This is a genomic window from Lysobacter sp. A286 (genome assembly GCF_054052105.1).
Genome location: NZ_JBSVRJ010000004.1, coordinates 55,972 through 81,701, shown reverse-complemented (window position 1 = coordinate 81,701; position 25,730 = coordinate 55,972). Strand labels below are relative to the sequence as shown.

Here is a 25,730-nt window from a genome sequence, read left to right as displayed (position 1 = left end):
GGTAGGACTAGGATGCCACCGCAGCGGTTGTTCCGCTTGCCGGCAAGAGAATGGTGTCAGGTGTTGCTGGCGCCGGCGGGCGGTGGTTCGTCCGTAGCGAAGCCGGTCTCGTCCGGCGCAGAGGCGTTCATGGCCCGGGATTGTTCGTCCATCAAGCGGCCCTTGACCCGCGCATGCTCGTCCAGCATCGCGGTGATCAGCGCGCCGGTCATGAACACCATCGCGCAGTAGTACAACCACACCAGCATCACCACCAGCCCGCCGGCCGGCCCATAGGCGTTGCCCAGGGTGGCTTGGCCCAGGTACAGGCCGATCGCCCAACGGCCCAGCATGAAAAGTCCGGCCGTGAGCGCGCCCCCGAACAGCGCACGTCGTCGACTGACGGGACGGTCCGGCAGCAGCCGGTAGATCAATGAAAACACCAGCATATAGAGCAGGAAGGACACCGCCGCGGCGAATACCGGCAGCAGGTCCGGCAGCCAACGCATCAGTATCGCCATTGCGGCCTGCGCCGCCATCGATACCACCAGCAAGAAACCCACTCCCAGTGCCATCCCGAATGACAGCAACCGCTTGCGGAGCCAGCTCAGCAGGCCGCCCAGGTGTTTGGCGTCGCTGCGGAAAACCCGGTTGAGCGCCGACTGCAATTGGCCAAAGACGATGGAGGCGCCAATCAGCAACGCGCCGACGCTGAGCAGTGCGGAAAATGAACCGGTGTCCGGTTGCTGCTCGGCGTTGGCCACGATCAGCCGCGCCGTGTCCTCGACCTGGGGCCCCACCAGCATGCCGACCTGGTGGAAGAACTCATCCTGCGCCGCCGGGTACAGCGCGGTCGTCAGCCACAACAGCAACACCACCAGCGGAGCGAGCGACAACAAGGTGTAAAACGCCAATGCCGCGGCCAGCGCGAGGATGTCGTAGTCGATGAACCGGCGGACGAACTTGGCAGGCCAACTCTGCTCCAGTCGGGCCTGCAGCCCGTGGATGCGATCGATGAGCTCCGGGTCGGGGGTTTCCCCGTGCGCCTTCAAGGGCCTCGGCAGGACGGGCGCGGCAGATTCGTCGGCGTTGCGGTCGGAGGTCGGCATGCAGCGTTCATCAGCGACGCGGAGAACGTCCCGGACAGTATCGATGAGCGCGGGTTAGCATCGCGTGGGCGAGACCTTCAGGCGCTCAGGCGTTGCTTCACCAGCTTCGACACCAGGCCCATGTCCGCCTGGCCGGCGAGCTTCGGTTTGAGCACGCCCATCAGCTTGCCGATGTCGGCAGGGCCGGCAGCACCGGTTTCCGCCACGGCGGCATCAATTGCGGCGATGACCGCAGACTCGGACAGCTTGGCCGGCAGGTAGCGCTCAATCACCACGATCTCGTCGCGCTCGATGACGGCCAAGTCTTCGCGGCTGGCGGCTTCGAACTGGGTGACCGAGTCGCGGCGCTGCTTGACCATCTTGTCGAGGATGACCAGCGCCTGGGCATCGTTCAGCTCGATGCGCTCGTCGATTTCCTTTTGTTTCAGCGCCGCCAGCATCAGACGGATCACGCCGAGGCCCTGCTTGTCGCCGCTCTTCATTGCGGCTTTCATGTCATCGGTAAGTTGCTGCTTGAGGGTCATGACGGCGCCTTGTGAGTGTGGGGAGGTGGAAACGATGCCAACGCAAAAAGCCGGCTGCGCATGACGGCGCGGCCGGCTTGGTGCAAGTATCCCTGATCAGCCAATCGATCGAAAATTGATCAACGACTCGATCAGCAATCGATCAATACAGGCGCTGGCGCTTGGTCACGTCGCGCGCGGCGCGGCGGGATTGACGCTTCACCGCAGCGGCAGCCTTGCGCTTGCGCTCCTGGGTCGGCTTTTCGTAGTACTCACGCTTGCGGGTCTCGGCGAGTACGCCGGCTTTCTCGCAGGTGCGCTTGAAGCGACGCAGGGCAAACTCGAAGGGCTCGTTTTCGCGGACTTTGACGGCGGGCATACGGAATCTCGGTTCGGGTGAACTGCCTGGCAGATCCAGGCGAGCCGCATATGATAGCGAGGCGCGAGGGACGGACGCAAGTCCGGGCCGGCTGAATGCGGGAGTACGCCGCGTAAAAGGGGCTGCTGGCGTACCCTGATTGTCCTCCTTCTTCGTTCGAGCTGCCATTGCCGTGAGAGTCCTGGGTATCGAAACCAGTTGTGACGAGACCGGCGTGGCCGTGTACGACACGGCTACCGGCTTGCTCGCGCACGCGCTGTACAGCCAGATAGCGCTTCATGCCGAGTACGGCGGGGTGGTTCCCGAGCTGGCCAGCCGGGACCACGTGCGCAAGCTGCTGCCGCTGATCCGGCAGACCCTGGACGAGGCAGGGATGACGGTCGAGGATATCGACGGGGTGGCCTATACCGCCGGTCCGGGCCTGGTCGGCGCGTTGCTGGTTGGCGCCGGGGTCGCGCGCGCGCTGGCCTGGGCCCTGGACAAGCCGGCGGTCGCGGTCCACCACATGGAAGGTCACTTGCTGGCGCCGTTGCTGGAGGATGATCCACGCGGACGCCCGGAGCCGCCGTTTGTGGCGTTGTTGGTCTCGGGCGGCCATACCCAGTTGGTTGCCGTGGACGCCATCGGGAGCTATCGCCTGCTCGGCGAGACCCTGGACGACGCGGCCGGCGAGGCCTTCGACAAGACCGCCAAGCTGATGGGCCTGCCCTACCCGGGTGGGCCACAGCTGGCTGCGCTGGCGGAGCAGGGCACCGCGGGGGCATACAAGTTCGCGCGGCCGATGACCAACCGGCCCGGGCTGGATTTCAGCTTCAGTGGCCTGAAAACCCAGGTGATGCTGGCGTGGCGTGACAGCGACCAGTCCGACCAGGTGCGTGCCGATATCGCGCGCGCGTTCGAGGACGCCGTGGTCGATACGCTGGCGATCAAATGCGAGCGTGCCCTGGAAGTGACGGGTTGCCAAACCCTGGTGGTGGCCGGCGGCGTCGGCGCCAACCGGCGGTTGCGGGCCCGGCTTGACCAGATGACCTCCAGCCGCGGTGGCCGGGTCAGCTTCCCGCGGCCGGAGTTCTGCACCGACAACGGCGCCATGATCGCCTTTGCCGGCGCGCTGCGACTGCAAGCCGGGCAACACGCGGATGCCGCCGTGACGGTCGCACCCCGCTGGGACATGGCGGCCCTGCCGGCAGTTTGACGGCCCACCACACCTCCATCACTCCGGTACGCGCCGCGATGGCGCTGCCCAAGGCACGGGAACGCAATGGACAAGGTATTCATCGAAGGGCTGCAGATCGACGCACTGATTGGCATATATGACTGGGAGCGGCGGATCCGCCAGCCGCTGGTATTTGATATCGAGATGGCGTTCGACAACAAGATCCCGGCGGCAACCGATGCCATCGGCGATACGCTCAATTACAAGGCCGTCAGCAAGCGGGTCGTCGAGTACGTATCGCAATCCGACTTTGGCCTGGTGGAGACCCTGGCCGAACGGGTGGCGTCGATCATCCTGGAGGAGTTCGGTGTGCAGCAGGTCAAACTCAAACTGAGCAAGCCCGGCGCCGTGCGTGGCGCACGTGCGGTGGGGGTGATGATCGAGCGAGCGGCCGGTACCCTGCACGGATGAATCCAATCACCTATCCCGAATTCCTGCAGCCGGTGCTTGCCATCCCGTATGCCCCGACCGTGCTTGGCGTCGTGCTTCTCGTGCTCACGGCATGGATCGCCAATTGGCTCACCCGTCAGGTACTGCTGAAGATCGTGGCCCGGGTGGCCCGGCTTTCGCCGTCGCATTGGGACGACGCGATCATGTCGCGCCGGGTGCTGGCGCGGCTGGCCAACGTGGTCCCGGCACTGGTGCTGCTGGCCGGGGTGGGTGCAGTACCGGGCTTGCCCGAAGTCGTGGATGCGGTGATACGCAATGTCGCCTGGGCCTATGTCGCGCTGACCCTGGCCATGGCGGTCGGCAACCTGCTGGACGCGCTCAACGATATCTACCAGGCCAATAGCCGCTACGCACGCGAACGGCCGATCAAGGGCTACCTGCAACTGGTCAAGTTGGTGGTGTACGTGATTGCCGCAGTGTTGATCATCGCTGCGCTGATCAACAAGAACCCGGGGATCCTGCTGACTGGCCTGGGGGCGATGACTGCGGTGACGATGCTGGTGTTCAAGGACACCATCTTGTCGTTGGTGGCCAGCGTGCAGTTGGCCAGCAACGACATGCTGCGGGTTGACGACTGGATCGAGATGCCCAGCCAGAACGCCGACGGCGACGTGATCGACATCAGCCTGCATACCGTCAAGGTGCAGAACTGGGACAAGACGATCAGCACCATCCCGACCCACAAACTGATCAGCGAGAGCTTCCGCAATTGGCGGGGGATGCAGCAATCGGGCGGGCGACGGATCAAGCGGTCATTGCTGCTGGACCAGTCCTCGGTGCGCTTCCTGAGCCCCGAGGAGCGAACCAGCCTGCGTCGTATCGCGCTCATCGACGATTACCTGGATACCCAGCGTGAGGAGCTGGAGGCGTACAACGCCAAGCTGCAGGCGGCCGGCAAGGACCCTGTCAACAACCGCCGCGCGACCAACCTGGGCACCTTCCGCGCCTACGTCACGGCCTACCTGCGCGCCCACCCGGGGGTGAACCAGGACATGACCCTGATCGTGCGTCAGCAAGACCCCGGCCCGACTGGCTTGCCGATGCAGGTCTACTGTTTCTCCGCCGATGTCGGCTGGGTGGCGTACGAGAACCTGGCGGGCGATATCTTCGATCATCTGCTGGCCGTGCTGCCCGAGTTCGGCCTGCGCCTGTTCCAGCAGCCCAGTGGTGCCGACATGATTGCCGGCCTGGGCGGTCATCCGCGCGGTGTGGTCAATACCGCGGCTGTGGCGGCGGCCGCCGCCGATGCCGATATCGACACCTATGGCCGTCCTGCAGATTCCGACACCCGCCCGGCACAACCGGACCGCGCATGAGCCGGGCGTATCTGAGCCTGGGCAGCAACCTGGACCCGGCGCGGCATCTGCGCGAGGCAATCGCCGCGTTGCACGAGCGCTTCGAGGTGCTCAGGCTGTCACCGACCTACCGCACCCGCGCGGTAGGTTTCGAAGGCAGCGACTTCTACAACGCGGCCGCCGTGATCCAGACCGATCTTGAACCGGACGCGTTGAACGATTGGTTGCACGCACTCGAAGATGCCCACGGCCGCGACCGCAGCGGCCCACGCTACGGAGATCGCAGCCTGGATATCGACGTGGTGTTGTTTGACGACCGGGTCATGGAGGGCGCAGGCAACCTGCGTATTCCCAGGCCGGAACTGAAGCACGCATTCGTGCTGAAGCCGTTGGCCGATATCGCCGCCGACACGGTAGTGCCCGGTGATGGTCACACCCTGGCCGAGTTGTGGGCGATGCACGAGGACCACGACCTGCCGATGGAAGTGATCGAGCTTTAGCCGGCCAGCATCCGGCCACCGTCCAGATACAGCACTTGTCCGGTGCAGTAGCTTGCGTCCTGTAGCAACCAGCGCACGGCTTCAGCGACTTCCGCCGGCGTGCCAGTGCGGGCCAGTGGCGTGCGCGCGAGTTTCGCCTGCTGCGCCGTGGTGAGGGAGGCGGCGTCACCGTTCGTCGACGGTGCGGTAGCCGTGTCGGTCGGGTCCTGCGGCCACAGGATCGCGCCGGGCGAGACCGCGTTGACGCGCACCTGCGGGCCCAGTTCCAGCGCCAGCGACTTGGTGGCCATCAACAGTGCCGCCTTTGCCATGCAGTAGATCGTGTGTTCCGGCAGTGGGCGCTCGGCGTGGATATCGGTCATGTTGACGATGGCACCGCCGGCAGCGGCCAGATGGGGCGCTGCGGCCTGGGCGAGGAAGAATGGCGCGCGGGCGTTGCTGGCAAACAGCTCGTCCCACTGCGCGGGCGTGGCCTGGCCGACCGGCGTGGCCCGGAAGCCGGAAGCATTGTTGACCAGCGCGTCCAGGCGGCCGAAGCGACCAATCGTTCGCGCGATCATCTCCGGAAAACGATCGAAATCGGCCAACTCCGCCTGTAGCACCAGGGTACTGCGCGGACGCGTCGCCTCCAGTTCGGCCACCAGCACGCCCAGCTCCGCCTCGGAACGGCGGTAATGCAGTGCCAGGTCGTAACCGGCCGCGTGCAAGGTGCGGGCAATGGCCGCACCGATGCGGTGGGCGCTTCCAGTGATCAGGGCAACGGGTCGGGACATGGCGGCAGGCAATCAGCCAGCATTGGTGGGTGAACCGCTATCCTGCGCGACTGGGATGTCCAATGCCAAGCGAGCTCCGTCAACGTGAGTGACTTCACCCTTCCGCCGCCCGATGCCGATGCGCTCGCCCATAGCGAGCAGTTGCAGGCATTGATCCACCAGCAGATCGCCGCCAGCGGCGGCGCGATCGCGTTCTCGCGTTTCATGGAGCTGGCTCTGTATGCGCCTGGCCTGGGTTACTACAGTGCCGGGGCAAGCAAGTTTGGCCAGTCGGGGGATTTCATCACCGCCCCCGAATTGGGACCCGTTTTTGCGACCTGCGTCGCCGAGGCGGTGGCGCCGGTGTTGGCGCAGTGCGGTTCGCAAGCCCGGATGCTGGAGTTGGGCGGCGGCACCGGCGCGTTTGCAGAGGTGGCGCTCAAGACCCTGCACGACCTCGGTGCACTGCCCCTCCGTTACGCGATCCTGGAGCCGAGCGCCCAGTTGCGTCAGCGCCAGCAGCAACGGCTGCGCCAGCAGCTGCCGGCGTCGCTGTTCGAGCGGGTCGAATGGCTGGACGCGCCGTTCGCGGATGACTGGGATGGCGTCGTGTTCGCCAACGAGGTGATCGACGCGCTGCCGACCCCGCGTTTCGCGATCGACCAGGGCCAGGTGTACGAGGAGCACGTGGTGGTGGCCGAAGCCGGCCTGGTGCGTGAGTGCCGCCCCGCCGATGCGTTCCTGTGCGGCGCGGTGCGCAACCTCGAGCAACGATTGGAGCAGCCATTGCCGGATGGCTACCGCTCCGAGGTGCTGCCGCAGCTGCCCTACTGGATCCAGGCGGTCGCCGGTGGTTTACAGCGTGGCGCGATGCTGTTCGCCGACTACGGCTATCCGCGCGCGGAGTACTACCTGCCCGAGCGCAGCGATGGCACCTTGCGTGCCTACTACCGCCACCGCATGCATGCCGACCCGCTGCTGTGGCCGGGCTTGCAGGACATCACCGCGTCAGTGGACTTCACCGCGTTGGCCGAAGCCGGCGCGGGGGCGGGGTTCGAGTTGGCGGGGTACTGCAGCCAGGCCAGCTTCGTGCTCGGCAATGGTCTGGCCGGGATACTGTCGCAGGTCGAGACGCTCGCCGATGATGGCCAGCGGCAGCAACGCGTCAACGAGATCAAGCAGCTCACCCTGCCCAGCCACATGGGTGAGCGCTTCCAGGTGATGGGGTTCCAGAAGGGCGTCGACTTCGACGCGGCCTTCCTGGCTGGCGACCTGAGTTTCCGGTTGTGACCAGCGAGGCGGCGGCGACGCAGCGCCGATGGTTACGCGACTTCCATCGGCCGTGGTTGTGGCTGGCCGGATGGGCGGGCTTGCTGGTGTTGGTCGCCGTGGGTTCGCTGCTACCGTCCGACGACCTGCCATCGGTGTCGCTGGAGTATTTCGACAAAGCGCAGCACTTCGTGGGCCATGCGGCACTGTCGGTCTATGCGGTGATGCTGTTTGCGCGCCTGCGTACCCAGGCCGTGGTCGCGTTGGGGTTGATCGGGTTCGGCATCGCCCTGGAGTTCGCCCAGGCCATGCTCACCATGGACCGGATGGGTGACAGTGCCGACGTGGTCGCCAACAGCCTCGGCGTGCTGGCCGGCTTGTTGTTGTCGGCCACGCCGGTGGCGCGCTGGTTGCAGCACCTGGATGCGCGATTGCGCTGAGTGCGCGATGGCACCCGTCGCGAGGCCGCTTCAGGGTTTCTTGCCGGTAGCCGCCGCGACGGCCGCGACGCGTGCCTCCCGCAGTGCCGCGCCGATGGCCGGACCCGAGAGGCCGTCAGGCAGGTCGTTTGCGCGTATCGAGCAGGCGACTGCATGGGCGGCACGCAGTGCGTCTGCCTGCGGATAGGCGTCCTCGGCGTGGCCGGTGCGTCCACGTTTGTCGGCGCTGCAGACGGTGGCCAGTTGGTCGATCCGCCCGGGCTTGCGGAAGCCATCGCAACGCTCGATCAGGGTAATCACTGTGCCAGCGCGCAACTCGTCAAAGCGGTGCACGTTGAGGTGCTCGCGGCAGGCAATCGCGGCCAGCTGGAAATGCTCGTTGGGGACTTTCAGCCGTTCGCACAGGGCGCGCAACGGCGCGACGCCGGCTTGTTCGTGGCCAATGTGGCGTGGCAGCACATGGGCCGGGGTCAACGCCTTGCCCAGGTCGTGGGTGAGCGCGGCGAAACCGATCAGGTCGTCGCCCGGAGCCAGCCGCGCGGCCATGTCGCATACCAGTTCGGCGTGCACGCCGGTGTCGACCTCCGGATGGAACTCGGCGCGCTGGGGGACGCCATACAACGCGTCCACCTCGGGCAACACCACCGCCAGCGCGCCGGCATCGTGCAGGGTCCGCAGGAATGCCGACGGCCGTGCGCTGGCGAGGGCGCGCCGCAACTCCTGCCAGACCCGCTCGGGCACCAGTTCGGCCAACTCGCCGGACGCCACCATCTGTTGCATCAACGCCATGGTCTCGTCGGCGACGGTGAAGCCATGCGCCGCAAACCGGGCCATGAAGCGCGCCGCGCGCAACACCCGCAACGGGTCCTCGACGAAGGCTTCGCCAACGTGGCGCAGCACGCGCGCCTGGATATCGGCCGCGCCGCCGTGGGGATCGATCAGCTTGCCTTGGGCGTCCTGGGCGATCGCGTTGATGGTGAAATCGCGCCGGCCGAGATCTTCTTGCAGCGTCACCGATGGATCGGCGTCGACCACGAAACCGCGGTAGCCGCGACCGGACTTGCGCTCGGTCCTGGCCAGCGCATGTTCCTCACCGGTATCGGGATGCAGGAACACCGGGAAATCACGGCCGACCGGCTTGAAGCCGGCGGCCTCCATCGAGGCCTGGGTCTGGCCGACCACGACCCAGTCGCGGTCACCGGGTTCCAGGCCGAGCAGGCGGTCACGCACCGCGCCGCCGACCAGGTAGATCTCCATCAGGACGCGGTGCCGTCGGCCGGGCAGGCGAACGACTTGCGCGGCGCATCGGTACTGCCCTGCATGCGATCAGTCAGGCGCGCCGCATCGCCATCCAGGCGCCAGTCGTAGATCACGCTGAATGCCAGCACGCGGGCCACGTACTCGCGGGTTTCGCGGTAGCTGATGGTCTCGATCCAGAAGTCCGCATCCATGGTCGGCCGTTGCGCTTGCCAGCGTCCCAGCGGCGCCGGCCCGGCGTTGTAGCCGGCGATGGCGAAGTACGGCTTGCCGCCGTACTGGTCGAGCATCTGGCGCAGGTAGGCGGTGCCCAGGGCGATGTTGGTGTCGGGGTCGTACAGGCTGTCCGAGCCGCCCCATGGCTGGCCGATGCGTCGCGCCACCGCGGCGCCGGTGCTGGGCAGCACCTGCATCAGGCCCAGGGCGTTGGCACCGGAACGCGCCTTCGGGTTGAAGATGCTTTCGGCGCGGATCTCGGCCGCCACCCAGGCCGGGTCGAGGTCGTTGCGCGCCGCCTCACGGCGGATCGTGGCATCGTGGTGAAGCGGGAAACGCAATGCATACAGCTGCATCTCGCCGGGCGCCTTGCCCAGTGAAAACACCGCGCGGTCGAACCAGCCATTGGCCTGCGCCAGCTTGACCGCGACCTGGCGCTGGGTGTCGCTGAAACCGTCGGTGGCGTAATGCCATTCCTTCACCGCCCAGCTCGGGTGACCCAGCAGGTGCAGGCCAAACGCGCGTTGCAGCGCAGGATCGGCCGCCACCTTCGCGATGGCCGAGGCATCGGCGTCGACCTGCGTCGGGCACAGCGCATAGGGCTGGCCGAGGCGATCGGCCGCCAGGAAGCCATGGAACTCCGCCTCGCGCGCGGCGGCTTCGTATTTGGCCTTCGCGGTGGCCTTGTCGCCAGCGAGCTCGGCCAGCCGCGCCTCGAAATACTCGTAGCGCGAATCGCTGCGCTGCTTGTCGCCCATCTTGCGGATCGCGGTCAGGGCGGCCGGCCAATCCGAGCGTGCCAGCGCCTCGCGTACGCGCCACTCATGCAAGCGGGGGTCATAGCTGGCTTCGGGTACCAGGTTGAGCCGGCGCTCGGAGTCGGGAAGATAAGAGGCCACCGTCCACAGCGCGATCATGTACATCGCCCGGCCGCGGTCGGCTTCGGTGAAGCCCAGCGCGTTGGCGTACTGGGGCAACAAGGCCTCGGCGCGGTCGGGGTCACTCTTGCCTAGCTTGGCCAGGCCATGGGACGCGACCAGACGGCTGCGATCGGTCTTTGGCCAGCTCAGCGCGCGCGGGTGTGGGGAATCCATGAAAGCGGCGTATTGCTCCGCCAGTTCGCGCTCGGGCGCGGACAGGCCGCTGGCCGCGCTGCGCATCACCCCCGGCTCCCATTCGGCGGTGGCGGCTTCGATTCGATCCCAGCGCATCGCCGGTGTCAGGCCGCCGCGCTCGCTGAGCGCGGTGAACACCGGATCGCAGTCATTGGGCAGCGACTTGCCGCTGCTGTTCCATAGGGCTTGCGCGTCCTTGAGCCATTGCGCGTCCGTCTTGCCCAAGGTGACCTGTGCATCCAGTTTCGCGCAGCGCAATTTGGTGCTGTCGATGTTGTTGTTCCACGCTGACAGCAACGCGGCGGGGTCGTTGCGCCGCGCGCTGGCGGCCAGCCACGCCGCCCGGAACAGCTCGGCCACCGCCGTGCCCTGGTATTGCTGCAGGAAGGCTTCGGCGCGTGATGGCACGACGTTGTCGATGTTGCGTCGCAGGCTGGCGTACTGGATCCACCGATAAAGCGGGTGGTCCGCCAAGTCGGCGTACTGTCCCGCGTCGAACCGACCGCGCTCGGCCGCCTCGATCGCCGCGCCGACGCGTGGCAGTTGCGGGTCGGCCAGCGGTTTGATCGATGCGGTCGGGGCTGGCTCGGGGGCGGCCGTGGCGGTCGACGATTGCGCGGGCGGTGTCGGGTTGGATTGGGCGCAGGCAGGCGTGGCAACCGACATGGCCAGCGCGGCGAGTACGATGGGCAGGATTGGGGGCAACATGACGCGACTATAGCCCAGCCGGCATGAACGTCCCGACGCGGGAAGGCGACGTTCCCGACGCACGATCCGAATCCCCAAACCCCCGCCGTGCATGGTTTTCCGATCAGGTCGTCCTTGGAGTACCGATGACATCGCTATGGTTGTTGTTTCCCCTGCTCGGCCTGGTGGTGGGCGTGTTGGCCGGCTTGCTCGGCGTGGGCGGCGGGCTGGTCCTGGTCGCGGCGCTGGTATGGCTGTTGCCACTGTTGGGGGTGCCGCCGGACGCCGCGATGCACGCTGCGCTGGCCAGTTCCCTGGCCAGTATCGTGCTGACTGCTGCGGCCTCCGCGCGGGCCCATTCCAGACGCGGCAGCGTGCTGTGGCCAACGGTGGCCTGGATGGTGCCGGGGCTGCTGATCGGCGGCTGGCTGGGCAGTGGCGTGGCGGTGCGCATCGGTGATGATGCGTTGCGCTATATCGTCGCCGGTTACTGCCTGCTGGCGGCGGCGCAGATACAGTTTGGCCGGCAACGGTCGGCGACCGGCACGGGTGCGGTGGTGCCACGGGGCGCGTCCATGGTCGCTGCCGGCGGCGGTATCGGCGCACTGTCGGCGGTGATTGGTATTGGCGGTGGCAGCATGACGGTGCCGTTGCTGGTCTGGCGAGGGGTCATACCGGTACGCGCGGTCGGTACCTCCTCGGCGTGCGGAGTTGCCATCGGCCTGGCCAGCGCGCTGGGCTATGCGGTGCACGCGCCCGCGGGCGCGTTGCCGGAGTACGCGATTGGCTATGTGTACCTGCCGGCCGCGATTGGGGTGGCGATTGCCTCGGTCGTGGCCGCGCCTTGGGGGACTCGTCTGGCGCATCGCCTGCCGGCAGCCAGCCTCAAGCAGATATTCGCGCTGTTCCTGGTGATCGTCGCCGTGAGCCTGTTGGTGGCGGGGTAGTGCCTGCGAAGAGAATCGTCGCGATAAGTCGCGATGACATGTCCGCGATTGGCGGATAGAGGACACAGCCTATGGGGCTCTATAGGCGACCCATCCTCTGAACGTGAACCCCGCGTAGAACAGTTCTATCCGCTCGTATCCGGCATCCTGCAACAGCGCCACCTCCGCATCTGGAGATAGCACCGGAAGCCGGGTCGCAATGGCGTCGATTGCTGATTTCGCACTCGATTCCGGAATGCCCGACGATACGGCGAAGGCGGCGTAGCGCTTGAGCCAGCGTGTCCTGTCCTCGTTGGACTGAGAAAAACTGTGGTGAGCTACCACGAGGGGCGCACCCGGCTTCAAGCGGCGCCGGAGTTCGTGCAGCGTGTGCAGGCGCTCATCTACCGACAGGAAGTGCAGGGTCAGCATGCAGGTAGCGCCGTCGAACGACATCTCCGGCACTGCGTCGATGTACCCCTCGAAGAGTTCTGCGCGCGGTGCAAGCAGGCCCAAGGTGTCTGCCGCGAGCGCGAGCATCTGCGGTGAGGGATCGACCCCAAAGAACCGCCAGCCCGGCTGAGCTTCGGCAAAGGCCTTCAGTTCCATGCCACCGCCTGCACCGAGTACGAGGACTCGGCCATCTTCCGGTACAACCTCTGCCAGCAAAAGTCCGGCCATGCGGTGCAGGGCGTGGAGACCCGGGACTAACCTGACGGGGCCGTTCGCGTAATTGCCGACAGCGTCGGCATCGGAGAAGGAAGGCACGGAGGGTTCCTGTGTTGACGGGGGAAATGCATTTGTAACATCATTAGTTACATGAAAAAAGACAGCCGTCTATCCGCCGTGCTCCATGCACTGCTACACATGGCAGAGCACCGGGGCCCCATGACGTCCGATGCGTTAGCCCGGTGCCTCGGCACCCATCCGGTTGTGGTGAGACGCACCATGGGCCTGCTACGCAACGCGGGGCTGGTCGCTGCGGATCGCGGCCATGCGGGGGGATGGTGGATCAAGGCCGACCTTTCTGCCGTCTCCCTGCGCGATCTGCACGAGGCGCTCGGAGAGCCCGCGCTTTTTTCCGTCGGGAACCGCAGCGAGCACCCGGCCTGCCTGGTCGAGCAGGCGGTCAATGCGGCGCTCAACCATGCCTTCGACGAGGCCGAAGCGCTGCTGATGGAGCGGTTCGCAGCGGTCTCGCTGGCTCAATTGGCCGCGGATTTCGCGCGCAGGCATCAGACCCATCGAAGCGGAGCATCCGTATGAAGTACGACGTGATCGTCATTGGCGGCAGCTATGCGGGGATGGCTGCGGCCCTCCAGCTACTCAGGGCGCGCCGGACAGTCCTGGTCATTGATGCCGGGCAGCGGAGAAATCGTGCGGCTACCGAGTCACACGGTTTCCTCGGCCAGGATGGTGTCGACCCGGGCGAGTTCGCGAGCACCGCCCGTGCACAGCTCGAGCGCTATTCCACGTTGACCTGGCTGGACAGTCTTGTGGTCGCTGCATCCGGCGCCAAGGATGATTTCACGGTGAGCACCCGAGACGGCGACGTTCACCAGGCACGGCGCCTACTGCTGGCCATAGGTGTGTCCGATGAGCTGCCCCGGGTTCCTGGATTGGCTGAGCGTTGGGGAACGAGTGCTTTCCACTGCCCTTATTGCCACGGCTATGAGCTGGCCAACGGCCGCATCGGCGTCATCGCCTCCGGACCCAACTCGGTTCATCAGGCCCGGATCCTGCCGGAGTGGGGCCAGGTGACCTTCTTCCTCAACGGCGTGCTCGATCTGGATCAGCACGCCGGTGGGCGAGAGCTGCTTGAGCGAGGCGTTACCATCGAGTCCACCACGATTGCCGGAATTGAGGGGCATGCGGATGTTGTGCTGGCAGACGGCCGGCGCTTGCCTTTTGAAGGGGTGTTCACCGCTCCGCGCAACGCCCCGTCTACGCCTATCGCCGAGCAGATGGCCTGTGAGTTCATGGATACCCCAATGGGTACTCAGATCAGAACAAATGAGGCCAAGGAAACCAGTGTTTCCGGCGTGTACGCCTGTGGTGATACGGCACGCGTCCCGCATTCGGTTTCACTGGCGGTGGGAGACGGTGCGTGGGCCGGTGCGCAGTTGCACCAATCGTTGGTGTTCCCGTCGGCATAGCCTTGCACGGGAAAATCCAAGGTCCGCTTTCGGTGGCGGTTTCAACAGGTCAACGCAACAGCTCGTGGCCCGCAGCAACCAAGGACGGGCGGGATCCCAGTGTGATCGCTGGCTCGGGATCATTCATGGTTCTGTCATATCGAAGTGATCTGCTGTTCTCAGCATGAACGCATCGCTGAGTCCGCCGTTTGCCGCGCTGGCCGTCCCGCCGCTCCCCTGCGACGGTGCCGAAGAGGCGCCGTCGCAACGGCATCGGACCATCTGGATCTCCGACATCCACCTGGGCACGCCAGGCTGCAAGGCGGAGTTCCTGCTGGACTTCCTCAAGTGGAATGACTCCGACACGCTTTACCTGGTCGGCGACATCATCGACGGGTGGCGACTGCGCAAGGGCTGGCACTGGCAGCAGTCGCACAACGACGTCATTCAGAAGGTGCTGCGCAAGGCCCGCAAGGGCACGCGCGTGGTCTATGTACCGGGCAACCACGACGAGTTCGCGCGCGCCTACGTGGACCATGCCTTTGGCGGCATCGAAGTGGTGCACGAGATCGTGCACCGCACGGCTGACGGCAGGCGCCTGCTGGTAACCCACGGCGACCTGTTCGATGGTGTTGTGCAGCAGGCCAGGTGGCTGGCGTTGCTGGGAGACACGCTGTACACGCTGATCCTGGCCCTGAACCACTGGTTCAACCGCGCCCGCGCGCGCCTGGGCTTCGGCTACTGGTCTCTGTCTCAATATCTCAAGCACAAGGCCAAGGGCGCGGTGGCCTTCATCACCGATTTCGAGCTCGCGTTGGTCCGGGAGGCGCGTCGCCGCGGCTTCGACGGCGTCGTTTGCGGGCATATCCACAAGGCGGAGATTCGCATGGTTGACGGCATGCTCTATTGCAACGACGGGGACTGGGTCGAGAGTCTTACCGCCCTGGTCGAGGACCACGCAGGGCAGCTGCGCATCGTCGAATGGAGGGACATCCGGCGATCGACGCCGGCGCTCGCGGCGGTGGAGCCGTGAGGATCCTGATCGTCACCGACGCCTGGGAGCCGCAGGTCAACGGCGTGGTGCGGACCCTCAAATCCACGCGGCGGGAGCTCGAACGCATCGGCCACCAGGTCGAGCTCATCACGCCATCGGGATTCCGCACGCTGCCGTGCCCGACCTATCCGGACATCCGGCTGTCCCTGCTGCCGGGGCGCCAGGTGCGCCGCCGCATCCGCGAGTTCGCGCCGCAGGCGATCCATATCGCCACGGAAGGGCCGCTCGGCATGGCCGCGCGCGCGTATGCGCTGCGCCATCGGCTGCCGTACACCACCGCGTACCACACGCGCTTCCCGGAGTACGTACGGGCGCGCACCGGGTTGCCGCTGGCGGTCACTTACCGCTTCCTGCGCTGGTTCCACGGTCGGGCCGAGGCGGTGATGGTGCCGACCGAGGTCGTGCGGCGCGATCTGGTGGCGAACGGCTTTGCCCCCTCGAAGGTCGTGCTGTGGTCCCGCGGCGTGGACCTGGACATCTTCAGGCCCGGGCCGGCGATGCCCCACGATCTGACCAAGCCGATCTTCCTGTGCGTCGGCCGCGTCGCAGTGGAGAAGAACATCGAGGCCTTCCTGCGGCTCGACCTGCCCGGTAGTAAATGGGTCGCCGGTGAGGGACCGGCGCTGGCGAAGCTGAAGGCGGAGTTCCCCGACGTCCGGTTCACCGGGGTGCTGGGGCAGGCGGAACTGGCGACGCTCTACAACGCCGCCGATGTGTTCGTGTTCCCGAGCCGCACCGACACGTTCGGGCTGGTGCTGCTCGAGGCGCTGGCCTGCGGCTGCCCGGTCGCGGCCTATCCCGTCACCGGCCCGGTGGACGTGATCGGCGATTCGCCGGCGGGCGCGCTCGACGAGGATCTGCGCGCCGCCGCGCTGCGCGCGCTCACGATCGACCGCGCTGTCGCGCGCAGGCATGCCGAGCGCTTCTCCTGGGAGGCGTGTACGCGGCAGTTCCTCTCGCACCTGCATCCGTTCAATCCCGGCCCCGGAGAAGTTGCGATCGCGCCGGCGTCTGGTCCGCCCGCGAGCCACGGACCGTCGGTACCGTGACGGACGGTGGAGGCACTTCGCCGCCTGAGTTGCCAGAAGAGTCCGCGGCCCTGGAGAGCCCGTACAAGAGTCTGGGCGGCCCGGGCCGCATCTGGAATGCCCTGCGCTACTCGATGCGCGGGCTGGTCCATGCCGTGCGTGTGGAGAGCGCGTTCCGGCAGGAACTGATTGGTGCAGCCATCCTGGTGCCGCTGGCACTCGCGCTCGCCCTGCCGGCGCTGGAAACGGTGGCGCTGATCGGGTCGGTGATGCTGGTGTTGATCGTGGAGCTGGTCAACTCCAGCATCGAGGCAGCGATCGACCGCATCTCCCTCGACCACCACCGCCTGTCCGGCCGCGCCAAGGACCTCGGCAGCGCCGCGGTATTCCTGGCGCTGCTCTGGTGCGCATTGACCTGGCTCCTGGTGGCGGGGCCGTCGCTACTGGTGCGATGGGGTCAGTTCGCGTCTTAGAGCCCGCACGAGTTGGCTTCTGATGTTCGCTATCGACCCGAAGCGGACATTGCGCGCGGTGCAGTAATGATGCCGGGAGAGACTATGTCGACCGCCTAGACGCATTGGAGGGGCCGCTATAGCTTTCCTTGCTGATGAATGGGGAGGAGTCGAAGAAGTCTCTGAAGATCAGTCGGTGCAAAACGGCTCGCGTATTAAGGTCTACTGTTCATCTTGGCTGGGGATCGGTGACTGCGGTTGTGATAGTCGATCAAATGCTGCGAGTTTTCGTGGAGACTGATGGATTCAAGCCGCAACTCTCACGAGTTGCCACATCTTCACAATCTATCTACGTACTCCAACGCCAGACTGGTCCCGATACCCCCGACGAAGGAGCATTGAAATGTTTGTGACCAAACAACATCTGGTGATGGCGCGTACGCTCGGCGTGGCGATCGTCGCCACCGTGGGACTTGCCGGCTGCGCAACCTATGCTGACGAGTTTGCAGGAATCAACTCACGCCTCGATCAACTCGACACGAGGGTTCAGAGCGCGGCCCAGAGCGCCGAATCCGCCAATCAGTCCGCGCAGCAGGCCAATCAACGGCTGGATCAGATCGAAAGCCGCGTCCAGCAGCTCGAAACGGCGCCCGGCCGCCCGCCGCGCGGTTAGTCGCTCTTGCACAATTCGCGACGAACGCCCTGAACCGGGACCCGGTGGCCTTTGCTGGCCAACGGTCTCCTTGATCTTCATCCAGTCTTCGTTTTAAGGAACGCCATATCCGTACGTGCACACACCCTGCGATCCGGGCCGTTTATGGTGCGCTCGCGCTGGCGCTGGCTTTTTCGAGCTTCGGCGCGGCCAGTGCCGAGGATGCCGCCGCGCAACCGGTCGCCGCCGTCGACCAGCTTCCGCGAGGCCAGGATGTGTCCGGCACGGTGATCGAGCTCGCGGGCTGGGTTGTCGCAGCCAACGACAACCAAGGCTATCCGTTTGCGGTCATAGACAAGGCCGCCGCACAGATCCTGGTGTTCGACGGCGACGGCCGACTTCGCGGCGCGGCCCCCGGGCTCTTTGGCTCGGCGATCGGCGACCATTCGGCCCCCGGCATCGCCGGTCTCGCGCTTCGCGAGATTCCGGGCCGGGATCGCACGACGCCTGCTGGCCGCTTTGTGGGCGGTTTCGGTCCGTCAATCGACGCTGGGCGCGTGCTGTGGGTGGACTACGATTCCGCAGTCTCCATCCACCCTACCGCTACTGGCGTCCCGGCCGAGAGACGCGCGGAACGTCTTGCATCGCCTTCGCCGGACGACAACCGCATCAGTCATGGCTGCATCAACGTCTCGCCCGAGTTTTACGAGGGGATCATCAGTCCGACGTTCGAGCGGGGTGGGGTGTTCTACATCTTGCCGGATGAGGCGCCGATAGCGGAGACCTTCCCGGAGTTCGCGGAAAGTCGCGCGACTACGCAACGCGACGATGGGAGACGCGCACAGCCCGCCCGCCAGTAAAGGGCGCGTCGGCGTGTCGCCTTTGTGGTGTGCGAGGCAGCGCAGCCGATGACGCTGCTCGTGGCCCGGCCTCTTTTGCTAGTGTGCAGCACAATGCCGTGCCTTCCATGCAGTGGGGATCCGGTCAGGCGTTACGTCTGATCTTGGCAGTTCCTCGACCCACCAAGGTCCAGGAGTATGCGTCCTTAACTCAGACATCCGTCTCCTCGGCATTGCTCCGTCCAGTTTGCTCAGTGAACAGGTCTGACAAATTATTCAGGCCGAAGCGGCTTCGCGGTTCAGCTGAATTCTGGCGTTGGTCTATGTCCGTTTGTGGCCGGAAGCCGACCTTGGGCGGATCAAGCAGGGCCCCGCGCGTGCAGGGCCCTGCACCTGGCTTACTCCGCCGACGCCTCGTCTGGCGTTTCTTCCTCGGGGTACCACGAGTAACGCCAGCCGAGTGGCGCGTCGGCATCGATGGCGCGTGCGACGTATTGTCCATCTGGCCGCACCTGTACAACACGATCGGTATCGTCGCGCAGTGGCACCACCGTCACACCCGTTTCTACGCGGGCGGGGAGTGAACCTGCAAACAGGCGACTCAGCAGCGTCTCAATGTCGGTCGCACCTTGCGTGAGCGCCGAACGAACCAGGCTGCAGTCGTCGGCCGTCCATGCGCGCGCGCGCGCAGCAGCCGCTTCGCGCGGTGTCCACTCCAGTCCCTTGGCCTCGCGCATGCGCGCTTGGTGGGTCCTGAGCAATCCGCTGGCGGCGCGGCGGGCTGTACGATCGCCCGCGTTGGCGGCTTGGATCAGCTTGTACACGCCACTGTCCGCGTAGCGCGTGGTCTCGCGTGAGATTGCGGCTCGAACGTCTTCCGGGGTCTTCTCGGCCAATGGGACGACGTCTGACACCACGACAAGGTCATCGCTCCACGCTGGCTTCTTCTGCCAGCGCGTCGGCGCCCCTGGCAGTTGCGCCGAGTACGCGGCCAGCGCGACCGAGGTGACCAGCGCAGAATAGTCCGGCGTCATGCTGTAGGTCGCCACCAGCTCGTAACGCGGCTCGTCCTGCGGCACCAGATCGTCCACCGACTGGTCTTGCGCGAGCACATGGCGTTGGACGCTTCGTCCCGCACCCCATGGCGTGCCACCAACGCTGCGCTCGATCGCACCCAACAATGCGTCGGTGTTCGACAGCTTGCACTGGGCACGTTCGAACTCCGCGTTCGCATCCCGGACTTGGTTCTTGGCTGAGGCTTTGGCCTCGGCATTGATGAGCGCGGAGGCGATCAGGCCACCGGCGAGGCCAGCAGCAGCTGCGCTGCCGTAAGACAGTCCGGGTGTGCTCGCGTATAAATTGTTCGTGGCGTTGGCGGCGGTGGCACCCACGTCGATGTACCCGTAGGTGATCTGGCTCTTGAGCCGGTCATGCGCGGCGGCGGCGTGCACCGCCATGCTCGAGAGTAGTTCGTCTTGCGACGGATCGTGGCCCTCCGGCCTGTCCTTCGCCGCGTGAGCGGCACCGCACGCACAGACAAGAACCGCCGCCACGAGCGGCAGCCCAATGCTTCGACTCGTCATATCTTCCCCTTTCCCCTGAATGCGCGAACGCGCCGCGAGAGCTTATCCACGAGCAGCAAGCTCGTAAAGTGGATTGGCTTGGGGGGCAGGGGAGTCCGACCGCGTGGGTTTACGGAACGGCAGCTGGGCGAGGTCGGCTCCAGGCGTGGCCGGAAAAGCACGCAGCTCCCAAGTCCGCTGATGTTGATCAGCCGATGTCCGCTTCCGACCCTAAGCAGACGCGATTGGTTTTTTACGCACGCCACAGCACGCGTTGCCCTTGCGGCGGCTTTACAAATTGTTTACAAGTGGGTTTGTCGCAGGCAGGGGGGCGGCACTTCGAAATATTCTTATGGAGAGAGAAGTCGATGAACGCACCCCGTCGCCACGCGTTGGCCAACGCCGTTTCACTTTGCCTGTTGCTGACCCTGCCGGGATTGGCCGCCGCGCAGGACAGCCCACCCGATAGTCCGTCCGAAGCGACCACGCTCGACAGCGTCCAGGTCACCGGTACGCGAATCAAAAAAGCCGAGATTGCGACCCAGACGCCGGTCCAGACCCTTACTCGCGAGGACATCGAGCGCACCGGCCTGACCTCGATCGGCGACATTCTGCAGGAGTTGACCGGTTCGGGCTCCGCGCTCAACACCAAGTTCAACTCATCGGGCAACTTCGGCTTCTCGCCCAATGGCGACGGTGTCGGCGCCGGTTCGGCCCAAGTCGACCTGCGCAACCTCGGCGCCAAGCGCGTGCTGGTGCTGGTCGATGGCATGCGTTGGGTCAATGAATCGTCTGCGTCCGGTGTCGGTGCGACCACCGATCTCAATACGATCCCGTTGGCGCTGGTCGAGCGCATCGACGTGTTGGAAGATGGCGCCTCGTCTCTGTATGGCTCCGATGCGATCGCCGGGGTGGTCAACATCATCACCCGGCGCAATTTCGAGGGTGGGCAGGTCACGCTCAACTATGGCCAGTACGGCAAGGGTGATGGCGCCTCCAAGGGCATCGACGTTGCCTGGGGCATGAACACCGAGCGCAGCAATCTGTTCATCGGCGCCAGTCGGGTCGAGCAGGATTCGATCTCCGCCAACACGCGCGAACAATCGCGCTTCCCGGTTCCTGGCACCGGGCTGACGTTTGGCAGCTCCGGTACCCCGCGTGGACGCTTCATCATCACCGACCCCAACACTGGCGTCACCCACGACATCACTCCCAACGAGGGCGACAACGACCCGTTCTACGACCCGGGCCAGACCGGTTGCAACCGCACCGATGGCTTCCATTGTTTCGGTACTCCCGATCGCTTCAATTTCTCCGAATACAACCTGCTGCTGACCCCGTCGACCCGCACCGGGGTGTTCGGCCAGTACCGCTTCTATTTCAACGACAAGGTCCACGCGTACGCGAAGGCCCTGGTCAATCGCCGGGAGTCGGTCAACCAGGCCGCGCCGGAGCCGTTGTTCCTGGGCGCCGATGCCGGCACCGGCAACCCGATCTCCGATGGCATGTTCGTGTCGGCCAATAACCCGTACAACCCGTTCGGTTTCGATCTGGTGTCGGTCGACGATCCGGCTACCGCGCAGAACGAAGTCAACTTCGTGTTGCTGGGTCGGCGTCCGGTCGAAGGCGGGCCACGCGTCTACGAGCAGCAAGTCGATACCCGCTACTTTGCCGCAGGCCTGGAGGGAAGTTTCGAGGCCAGTGAGCGGACCTGGTTCTGGGATGTGAACCTGTCCACCAGTGAGAACGAGGCCGAGCAGACCAACTACGGGAGCTATGACATTCGCAAGGTCGCCCTGGCGCTGGGTGATCCGGCTGTATGCGCGGCGAATCCGGGCTGCGTGCCGCTCAACCTGTTTGGCGGCCCCGGCACGCTCACACCCGAGATGCTCGCCTACATCCAGCCGGTGGTGCGTGACCGCAGCCAGCAGACCCTGGACGTGTTCACCGCCAACCTGTCGGGTGACCTGGTCGACTTGTGGGCGGGGCCGTTGTCGTTCGCCGTCGGCGCCGAGCATCGCCGCTATGAAGGGTCCTACCAGCCCGACCCGCTGACGGTGGCCGGGTTCTACAACGGCGTTCCGTCATTGCCGACATCCGGTGAATACGACGTCACCGAGGCGTATGTCGAGCTCAATGTGCCGCTTATCCCCCGAGACTCGTTCGGCAAGAGCCTGGACCTGAGTCTGGCCGGTCGCTATTCGGACTACTCCACTTTTGGCGGCCAGTTCACCCCGAAGTTCGGGCTGCGCTGGCAGGTCGCCGATGAACTGCTGTTCCGGGCCACCTACGCCGAGGGCTTCCGTGCACCGTCGATTGGTGAGCTGTTCGGCTCGGCCAGTCGCGCCGACCTGCAGATCGATGACCCTTGCCTGGTCGGACTGGACGGCAGCGCGCCAACCGGCAGTGCGGCCAACTGCGCCACCTTGGGAGTACCGGTCGGCGCGGAGCAGACCAACAGCCAGATATCGGTCACCACCGGCGGCAACATGGAACTCGATCCCGAGACGGCGCGCAGTTTCACCGCCGGCATGGTGTTCAGTCCCAGCTTCGCAAGCGCCGTGGCGTGGTCGGATCGACTGGATTTCGAGCTGACCTTCTATCGCCACGCGATCGACGGTGCGGTCCAGGCGATCGATGCCCAGACCCAGCTGGACCTATGCGTGGCCTCGCTGGACCCGCTGTACTGCAGCGGCATTACCCGGTCCTCGATCGGCAGCATCAACGGGTTCAGCAATCGCCTGACCAACCTGGGTTCGATCAAGACCAGCGGCTGGGATGCCGATGTGTTCTGGACCTTGCCCGAGAGCGCGGCAGGGGTGTTCAAGCTGGCCTGGCAAAACACCTTCGTGGCCCATTACGAGGCCGTGGGTGCCTCCGGCCAGGCGCAGCCGCGTACGGTCGGGGTGGAAGTGACCGACAGCGCAATCCCAGACTGGACCTCGACCGCCAGTCTGGATTGGCGTCGCGACCAGTGGAATGCCTCGTGGAGCATGCGTCACATCAGTGAGCTGGAGGAGCAATGTGGTGATGCGGTGTCGTTCCCGGTCTGCAGCAACCCGGCCGAAGGCACCAACACGCTCGACGCGATCACTTATCACGACCTGCAGGTGGGTTACGAGTTTGACTGGTTCAAGGGCGTGCAGTTGACCGGCGGCGTCAACAACGTGTTCGACAAGGATCCACCGCTCTGCCTGTCGTGCTCGCTCAATGGCTACGACGCCTCGACCTACGACATCCCCGGTGGCCGTTACTTCTACGTGCGCGCCAACCTGCGCTTCTGATCAGCAGAAAGCTGACCGGTGATAGCTGGCCAGGCAGGGCCATCCGCGATTGTGCTCGCGGATGGCCCTGCGCCGTTGTCGCCCTAGGCCAACGCCGCGTCGGGGACATCCAGCTCCAGCGACATGGCCAGATGGTCGGAGTGAGCGGCCGGCATCGCGCAGGCGCCCGAGCAGCTCAGCCCGTCGCCGATCAGGATGTGGTCGATCGCACGCTGCGGTCGCCAGCTGGGGAAGGTGGCCACCGCGCACTCGGGGGGCTGCAAGCGGGTGTTGCGAAACAGCGTCTGCATTTCCGGGCGGTCGATGGCGCAGTTGAAATCACCCATCAGCACCGCATGGGGATTGTCCTGCAGCAACTCGGCAATGAAGCCCAGCTGCGCGCTGCGCGAGTTCGCACCCAGTGACAGATGGGCAATCGCGATGACCAGGCCGTCCTCGCCATGGCCAAAGCGCGCAAGCAGCACACCACGTCCGGAGATCCGACCCGGCAGCGAATGGTCGGTCACCTCGATCGGCTCCAGCTTGCTGAGCAGCCCATTGGCGCTGGAGGCCACCCCGCCCATGCGGCGGTTGGGTTGATGACTCCAGTAATCGAAGCCGCCACGCTGGGCGAGGTAATGGGTCTGGTTGGTGAAACCCGAACGCAGACTGCCGGGATCGGCCTCGTTGAGGCCGACGATGTCGTACTGGCCGGCCAGCTGGGCAATCAGGTCCAGGCTGCCGCGCTTGTTGCCGGCGGGTAGTACATGCGACCAACTGCGCGCGACATAGTCGTGATAGCCGCGGGTGCTGGAGCCGGCCTGGATATTGGCGCTGAGCACGCGCAGCCGGCGCGAACCCTCCGGCGGCGTCGCCACGGGAGGGATCTCGTCGATGCGTTGAGCGCCAGAAGTCGCCATGGTCGTTATGCCGCTTCCCAATCAGCCGTTGTCGGCTTCGGTCGGGGTGGCGGCTTCGTCACCGGCGGGGGCGGCGTCCGGGCGGGCGGCGCGCTCTTGGGCGATCAGGTGCTCGGCGATACGCAGGTGTTCTTCCCAGCTCTGGCCGGTGACGCGGTACTTGCCATCGACGATCAGGGTCGGGGTGGAATCCACGCCGCTGCGCTGCAGGAACTGCTGGGCACGCCCCATCTTGGCGTTGATCGCAAAACTCGCCATGGTGCTGGCGAACTGCTTGGGGTCCGCGCCGTATGCCGCGTAAAACTGGGCGATCTGCTGGTCGCTGGAGTCCGCACCAAGGCTGCGGTCGATATGGATCGCCTTGAACATCGCGTCGTGGGTCTGTGGCAGCAGGCCGGTGGCCTGCGCGGCGAAGAACGCCTTTGCATACGGCATCCAGAAGCCACCGAACGGTGCCGCTACCGGCGTGAACTGCACATCAGCCGGCAGTTTGGCGGCCCAGGCACTGACCATCGGCTCGAAGTTTGCGCAGGCAGGGCAGGTGTAGCCAAACACCTCCACGACTTCGATCTTGCCGCTGTTGGGCTGGTAGGGCTCGCCACCGGCGATTTCCACGTAATCGGTACCGGCGACTGGTGCCGGGCCAACCGGAGCAACGATCGGTCCCGGTGTACGGGCAGGTGCGGCGGTCGCCGCGGGGGCTGGGGCTGCCGTTGTGTTGGCTGCCGTGGCGGCCGGCGCAGCGGGTGTGGGCGCGGGTGCATCGGCCGAGCAGGCGGCGAGGGCGAGCACGCCCGCCAGGGCCAGTCCGAAACGGGGCAGTAGAGCCGATCGCAAGGTCATGGGTAGATCTCCGGAAGATAAGCAAAGAATGCGAGGTCGTGCAGGCCGGTCAAGGATAACCAGCGCGACGGCGGGGGAGTGTGCACGGTGCACGTTCCGCAAATCCCGGATTCCCGGACGCCGTCGATGATCTTGGTGGTGTCAGTGTCAGTGTCAGTGTTGGTGATCTCAGTGCTGGGGCTGCGCGCGCCGCGAGCGTTCCCGCTCGACCAGCTTGGCGGCGTTGTCCAGCAGGTCGGTGGCGCTGTTGCCCAGCACCCGGTATTTGCCGTTCACGATCAACGTGGGTGTGCCTTCCACGCCGCTGCGCCGCAGGAAGTCGCGCGCTTGCTTCAGCTGGGCCTGGATCGCCGGGCTGGTCATGGTGTTGGCGAACTGCTCCGGATCGGCCCCGTAGCGGGCGTAAAACGCCGCGATCTCCGCAGGTGTTGCACCGCTGATGGGCAGGCTGTGCTCCTGGTGCAATGCGCGGAACATTGGAGCGTGGGTCCGTGCCACCAGCCCCTGGGCCTGAGCGGTGTAGAACGCCTGCGCATAAGGTATCCAGTAGCCACCGAAGGGGGCGGGGACCTCGACGAAATTGACGTCGGCGGGGAGCTTCGCTTTCCACGCGCTCACCAGTGGTTCGAAGTGCGCGCAGTGGGGGCAGGTGTAGCCGAACACTTCGACCACCTCGATCTGGCCGGCTGGCGTGGCGAATGGGGCGCCATCGGGAATCTCGATGTAATCGGTACCGGCAACCAGATCTCCCGTTGGCGCTGCGGCGAACCCGATCATCGGCAACGCCACGAAAATGGCCGCGATAGCCGCCCGGGCCAGGAACGAACCACCAGACCGACGCGAACGGAGCAGGTGGGTTTTTGCGGAATCGTGGTTCATCAGCGGGTAT

26 protein-coding genes are annotated in these 25,730 nt (G+C 65.6%); 15 read left to right on the top strand and 11 right to left on the bottom strand.

Annotated elements, in window-relative coordinates:
• Positions 1 to 56: 56 nt before the first annotated feature.
• From ACW7G0_RS13200 to rpsU, 3 genes are all read right to left on the bottom strand, one after another.
• The gene (locus ACW7G0_RS13200; protein WP_456990293.1) at positions 57 to 1,088 is read right to left on the bottom strand and encodes a YihY/virulence factor BrkB family protein; all 1,032 of its coding nucleotides are present in this window, start codon (positions 1,086 to 1,088) and stop codon (positions 57 to 59) included.
• 77 nt (positions 1,089 to 1,165) lie between these two features.
• Positions 1,166 to 1,612, bottom strand: a complete 447-nt coding sequence (locus ACW7G0_RS13195) for a GatB/YqeY domain-containing protein (RefSeq protein ID WP_456990292.1) — start codon at positions 1,610 to 1,612, stop codon at positions 1,166 to 1,168.
• 142 nt (positions 1,613 to 1,754) lie between these two features.
• Positions 1,755 to 1,970: a 30S ribosomal protein S21 gene (rpsU, locus tag ACW7G0_RS13190; protein ID WP_456963092.1), complete on the bottom strand. Its 216-nt coding sequence runs from the start codon at positions 1,968 to 1,970 to the stop codon at positions 1,755 to 1,757.
• Between the two features lie 172 nt (positions 1,971 to 2,142).
• Between rpsU and tsaD the strand changes: the two genes are divergently transcribed.
• The 4 genes from tsaD (at position 2,143) to folK (ending at position 5,431) form a co-directional block, all read left to right on the top strand.
• On the top strand, positions 2,143 to 3,165 hold the full coding sequence (gene tsaD / locus ACW7G0_RS13185) for a tRNA (adenosine(37)-N6)-threonylcarbamoyltransferase complex transferase subunit TsaD (protein WP_456990290.1): 1,023 nt from the start codon (positions 2,143 to 2,145) through the stop codon (positions 3,163 to 3,165).
• Positions 3,166 to 3,231: 66 nt separating this feature from the next.
• Entirely contained in the window at positions 3,232 to 3,597 is a 366-nt protein-coding gene (folB, locus tag ACW7G0_RS13180; protein WP_456990288.1) for a dihydroneopterin aldolase, read from the top strand.
• Complete coding sequence (locus tag ACW7G0_RS13175; protein ID WP_456990286.1) at positions 3,594 to 4,952, top strand: mechanosensitive ion channel family protein; 1,359 nt, start codon at positions 3,594 to 3,596, stop codon at positions 4,950 to 4,952. Before folB ends, ACW7G0_RS13175 begins: the two co-directional genes overlap by 4 nt.
• Positions 4,949 to 5,431, top strand: coding sequence for a 2-amino-4-hydroxy-6-hydroxymethyldihydropteridine diphosphokinase (gene folK / locus ACW7G0_RS13170; RefSeq protein ID WP_456990284.1), 483 nt, complete (start codon positions 4,949 to 4,951; stop codon positions 5,429 to 5,431). Before ACW7G0_RS13175 ends, folK begins: the two co-directional genes overlap by 4 nt.
• Here folK and ACW7G0_RS13165 read toward each other — a convergent pair.
• Positions 5,428 to 6,204: a pteridine reductase gene (locus tag ACW7G0_RS13165; protein WP_456990282.1), complete on the bottom strand. Its 777-nt coding sequence runs from the start codon at positions 6,202 to 6,204 to the stop codon at positions 5,428 to 5,430. The genes folK and ACW7G0_RS13165 overlap by 4 nt on opposite strands.
• A gap of 84 nt (positions 6,205 to 6,288) precedes the next feature.
• Between ACW7G0_RS13165 and ACW7G0_RS13160 the strand changes: the two genes are divergently transcribed.
• Together ACW7G0_RS13160 and ACW7G0_RS13155 are read left to right on the top strand one after the other, a co-directional pair.
• Complete coding sequence (locus tag ACW7G0_RS13160) at positions 6,289 to 7,473, top strand: class I SAM-dependent methyltransferase (RefSeq protein ID WP_456990280.1); 1,185 nt, start codon at positions 6,289 to 6,291, stop codon at positions 7,471 to 7,473.
• Entirely contained in the window at positions 7,470 to 7,892 is a 423-nt protein-coding gene (locus tag ACW7G0_RS13155; RefSeq protein WP_456990278.1) for a VanZ family protein, read from the top strand. The genes ACW7G0_RS13160 and ACW7G0_RS13155 overlap by 4 nt, the downstream gene beginning before the upstream one ends.
• A 30-nt stretch (positions 7,893 to 7,922) precedes the next feature.
• Here the strand turns inward: ACW7G0_RS13155 and ACW7G0_RS13150 are convergent, their stop codons facing one another.
• Together ACW7G0_RS13150 and ACW7G0_RS13145 are read right to left on the bottom strand one after the other, a co-directional pair.
• The gene (locus ACW7G0_RS13150; protein WP_456990276.1) at positions 7,923 to 9,149 is read right to left on the bottom strand and encodes a multifunctional CCA addition/repair protein; all 1,227 of its coding nucleotides are present in this window, start codon (positions 9,147 to 9,149) and stop codon (positions 7,923 to 7,925) included.
• Entirely contained in the window at positions 9,149 to 11,188 is a 2,040-nt protein-coding gene (locus tag ACW7G0_RS13145) for a transglycosylase SLT domain-containing protein (RefSeq protein WP_456990274.1), read from the bottom strand. Before ACW7G0_RS13145 ends, ACW7G0_RS13150 begins: the two co-directional genes overlap by 1 nt.
• 125 nt (positions 11,189 to 11,313) lie before the next feature.
• On the opposite strand from ACW7G0_RS13145, the gene ACW7G0_RS13140 reads away from it, so the two are divergent.
• On the top strand, positions 11,314 to 12,114 hold the full coding sequence (locus ACW7G0_RS13140; protein WP_456990272.1) for a sulfite exporter TauE/SafE family protein: 801 nt from the start codon (positions 11,314 to 11,316) through the stop codon (positions 12,112 to 12,114).
• Positions 12,115 to 12,183: 69 nt separating this feature from the next.
• Here the strand turns inward: ACW7G0_RS13140 and ACW7G0_RS13135 are convergent, their stop codons facing one another.
• On the bottom strand, positions 12,184 to 12,861 hold the full coding sequence (locus ACW7G0_RS13135) for a class I SAM-dependent methyltransferase (protein ID WP_456990270.1): 678 nt from the start codon (positions 12,859 to 12,861) through the stop codon (positions 12,184 to 12,186).
• A gap of 51 nt (positions 12,862 to 12,912) precedes the next feature.
• On the opposite strand from ACW7G0_RS13135, the gene ACW7G0_RS13130 reads away from it, so the two are divergent.
• The 7 genes from ACW7G0_RS13130 (at position 12,913) to ACW7G0_RS13100 (ending at position 18,274) form a co-directional block, all read left to right on the top strand.
• Positions 12,913 to 13,359 (top strand): Rrf2 family transcriptional regulator, encoded by a 447-nt coding sequence (locus ACW7G0_RS13130; RefSeq protein ID WP_456990268.1) that lies wholly within the window; start codon positions 12,913 to 12,915, stop codon positions 13,357 to 13,359.
• Entirely contained in the window at positions 13,356 to 14,249 is an 894-nt protein-coding gene (locus ACW7G0_RS13125) for an NAD(P)/FAD-dependent oxidoreductase (protein ID WP_456990266.1), read from the top strand. Before ACW7G0_RS13130 ends, ACW7G0_RS13125 begins: the two co-directional genes overlap by 4 nt.
• Before the next feature lie 163 nt (positions 14,250 to 14,412).
• Entirely contained in the window at positions 14,413 to 15,261 is an 849-nt protein-coding gene (locus ACW7G0_RS13120; RefSeq protein WP_456990265.1) for a UDP-2,3-diacylglucosamine diphosphatase, read from the top strand.
• Positions 15,258 to 16,331, top strand: a complete 1,074-nt coding sequence (locus ACW7G0_RS13115) for a glycosyltransferase family 4 protein (RefSeq protein ID WP_456990263.1) — start codon at positions 15,258 to 15,260, stop codon at positions 16,329 to 16,331. Before ACW7G0_RS13120 ends, ACW7G0_RS13115 begins: the two co-directional genes overlap by 4 nt.
• 29 nt (positions 16,332 to 16,360) lie before the next feature.
• A complete protein-coding gene (locus ACW7G0_RS13110) occupies positions 16,361 to 16,783 on the top strand; it encodes a diacylglycerol kinase (protein WP_456990261.1) in 423 nt (140 codons plus the stop codon).
• A gap of 382 nt (positions 16,784 to 17,165) precedes the next feature.
• Positions 17,166 to 17,435 (top strand): hypothetical protein, encoded by a 270-nt coding sequence (locus ACW7G0_RS13105; RefSeq protein ID WP_456963108.1) that lies wholly within the window; start codon positions 17,166 to 17,168, stop codon positions 17,433 to 17,435.
• A gap of 158 nt (positions 17,436 to 17,593) precedes the next feature.
• Positions 17,594 to 18,274 carry a hypothetical protein gene (locus tag ACW7G0_RS13100; RefSeq protein WP_456990339.1) on the top strand — a complete coding sequence of 227 codons (681 nt, stop codon included), beginning with the start codon at positions 17,594 to 17,596 and terminating at the stop codon, positions 18,272 to 18,274.
• A gap of 377 nt (positions 18,275 to 18,651) precedes the next feature.
• Here the strand turns inward: ACW7G0_RS13100 and ACW7G0_RS13095 are convergent, their stop codons facing one another.
• A complete protein-coding gene (locus ACW7G0_RS13095) occupies positions 18,652 to 19,710 on the bottom strand; it encodes a hypothetical protein (RefSeq protein ID WP_456990259.1) in 1,059 nt (352 codons plus the stop codon).
• A gap of 473 nt (positions 19,711 to 20,183) precedes the next feature.
• On the opposite strand from ACW7G0_RS13095, the gene ACW7G0_RS13090 reads away from it, so the two are divergent.
• A complete protein-coding gene (locus tag ACW7G0_RS13090; protein ID WP_456990257.1) occupies positions 20,184 to 23,099 on the top strand; it encodes a TonB-dependent receptor in 2,916 nt (971 codons plus the stop codon).
• Between the two features lie 83 nt (positions 23,100 to 23,182).
• Here ACW7G0_RS13090 and ACW7G0_RS13085 read toward each other — a convergent pair whose 3' ends face one another.
• The 3 genes from ACW7G0_RS13085 to ACW7G0_RS13075 form a co-directional block, all read right to left on the bottom strand.
• Complete coding sequence (locus ACW7G0_RS13085; RefSeq protein WP_456990337.1) at positions 23,183 to 23,920, bottom strand: endonuclease/exonuclease/phosphatase family protein; 738 nt, start codon at positions 23,918 to 23,920, stop codon at positions 23,183 to 23,185.
• A gap of 99 nt (positions 23,921 to 24,019) precedes the next feature.
• Complete coding sequence (locus tag ACW7G0_RS13080) at positions 24,020 to 24,841, bottom strand: thiol:disulfide interchange protein DsbA/DsbL (protein WP_456990255.1); 822 nt, start codon at positions 24,839 to 24,841, stop codon at positions 24,020 to 24,022.
• 168 nt (positions 24,842 to 25,009) lie between these two features.
• Positions 25,010 to 25,720 (bottom strand): thiol:disulfide interchange protein DsbA/DsbL, encoded by a 711-nt coding sequence (locus tag ACW7G0_RS13075; protein ID WP_456990253.1) that lies wholly within the window; start codon positions 25,718 to 25,720, stop codon positions 25,010 to 25,012.
• Positions 25,721 to 25,730 lie beyond the last annotated feature (10 nt).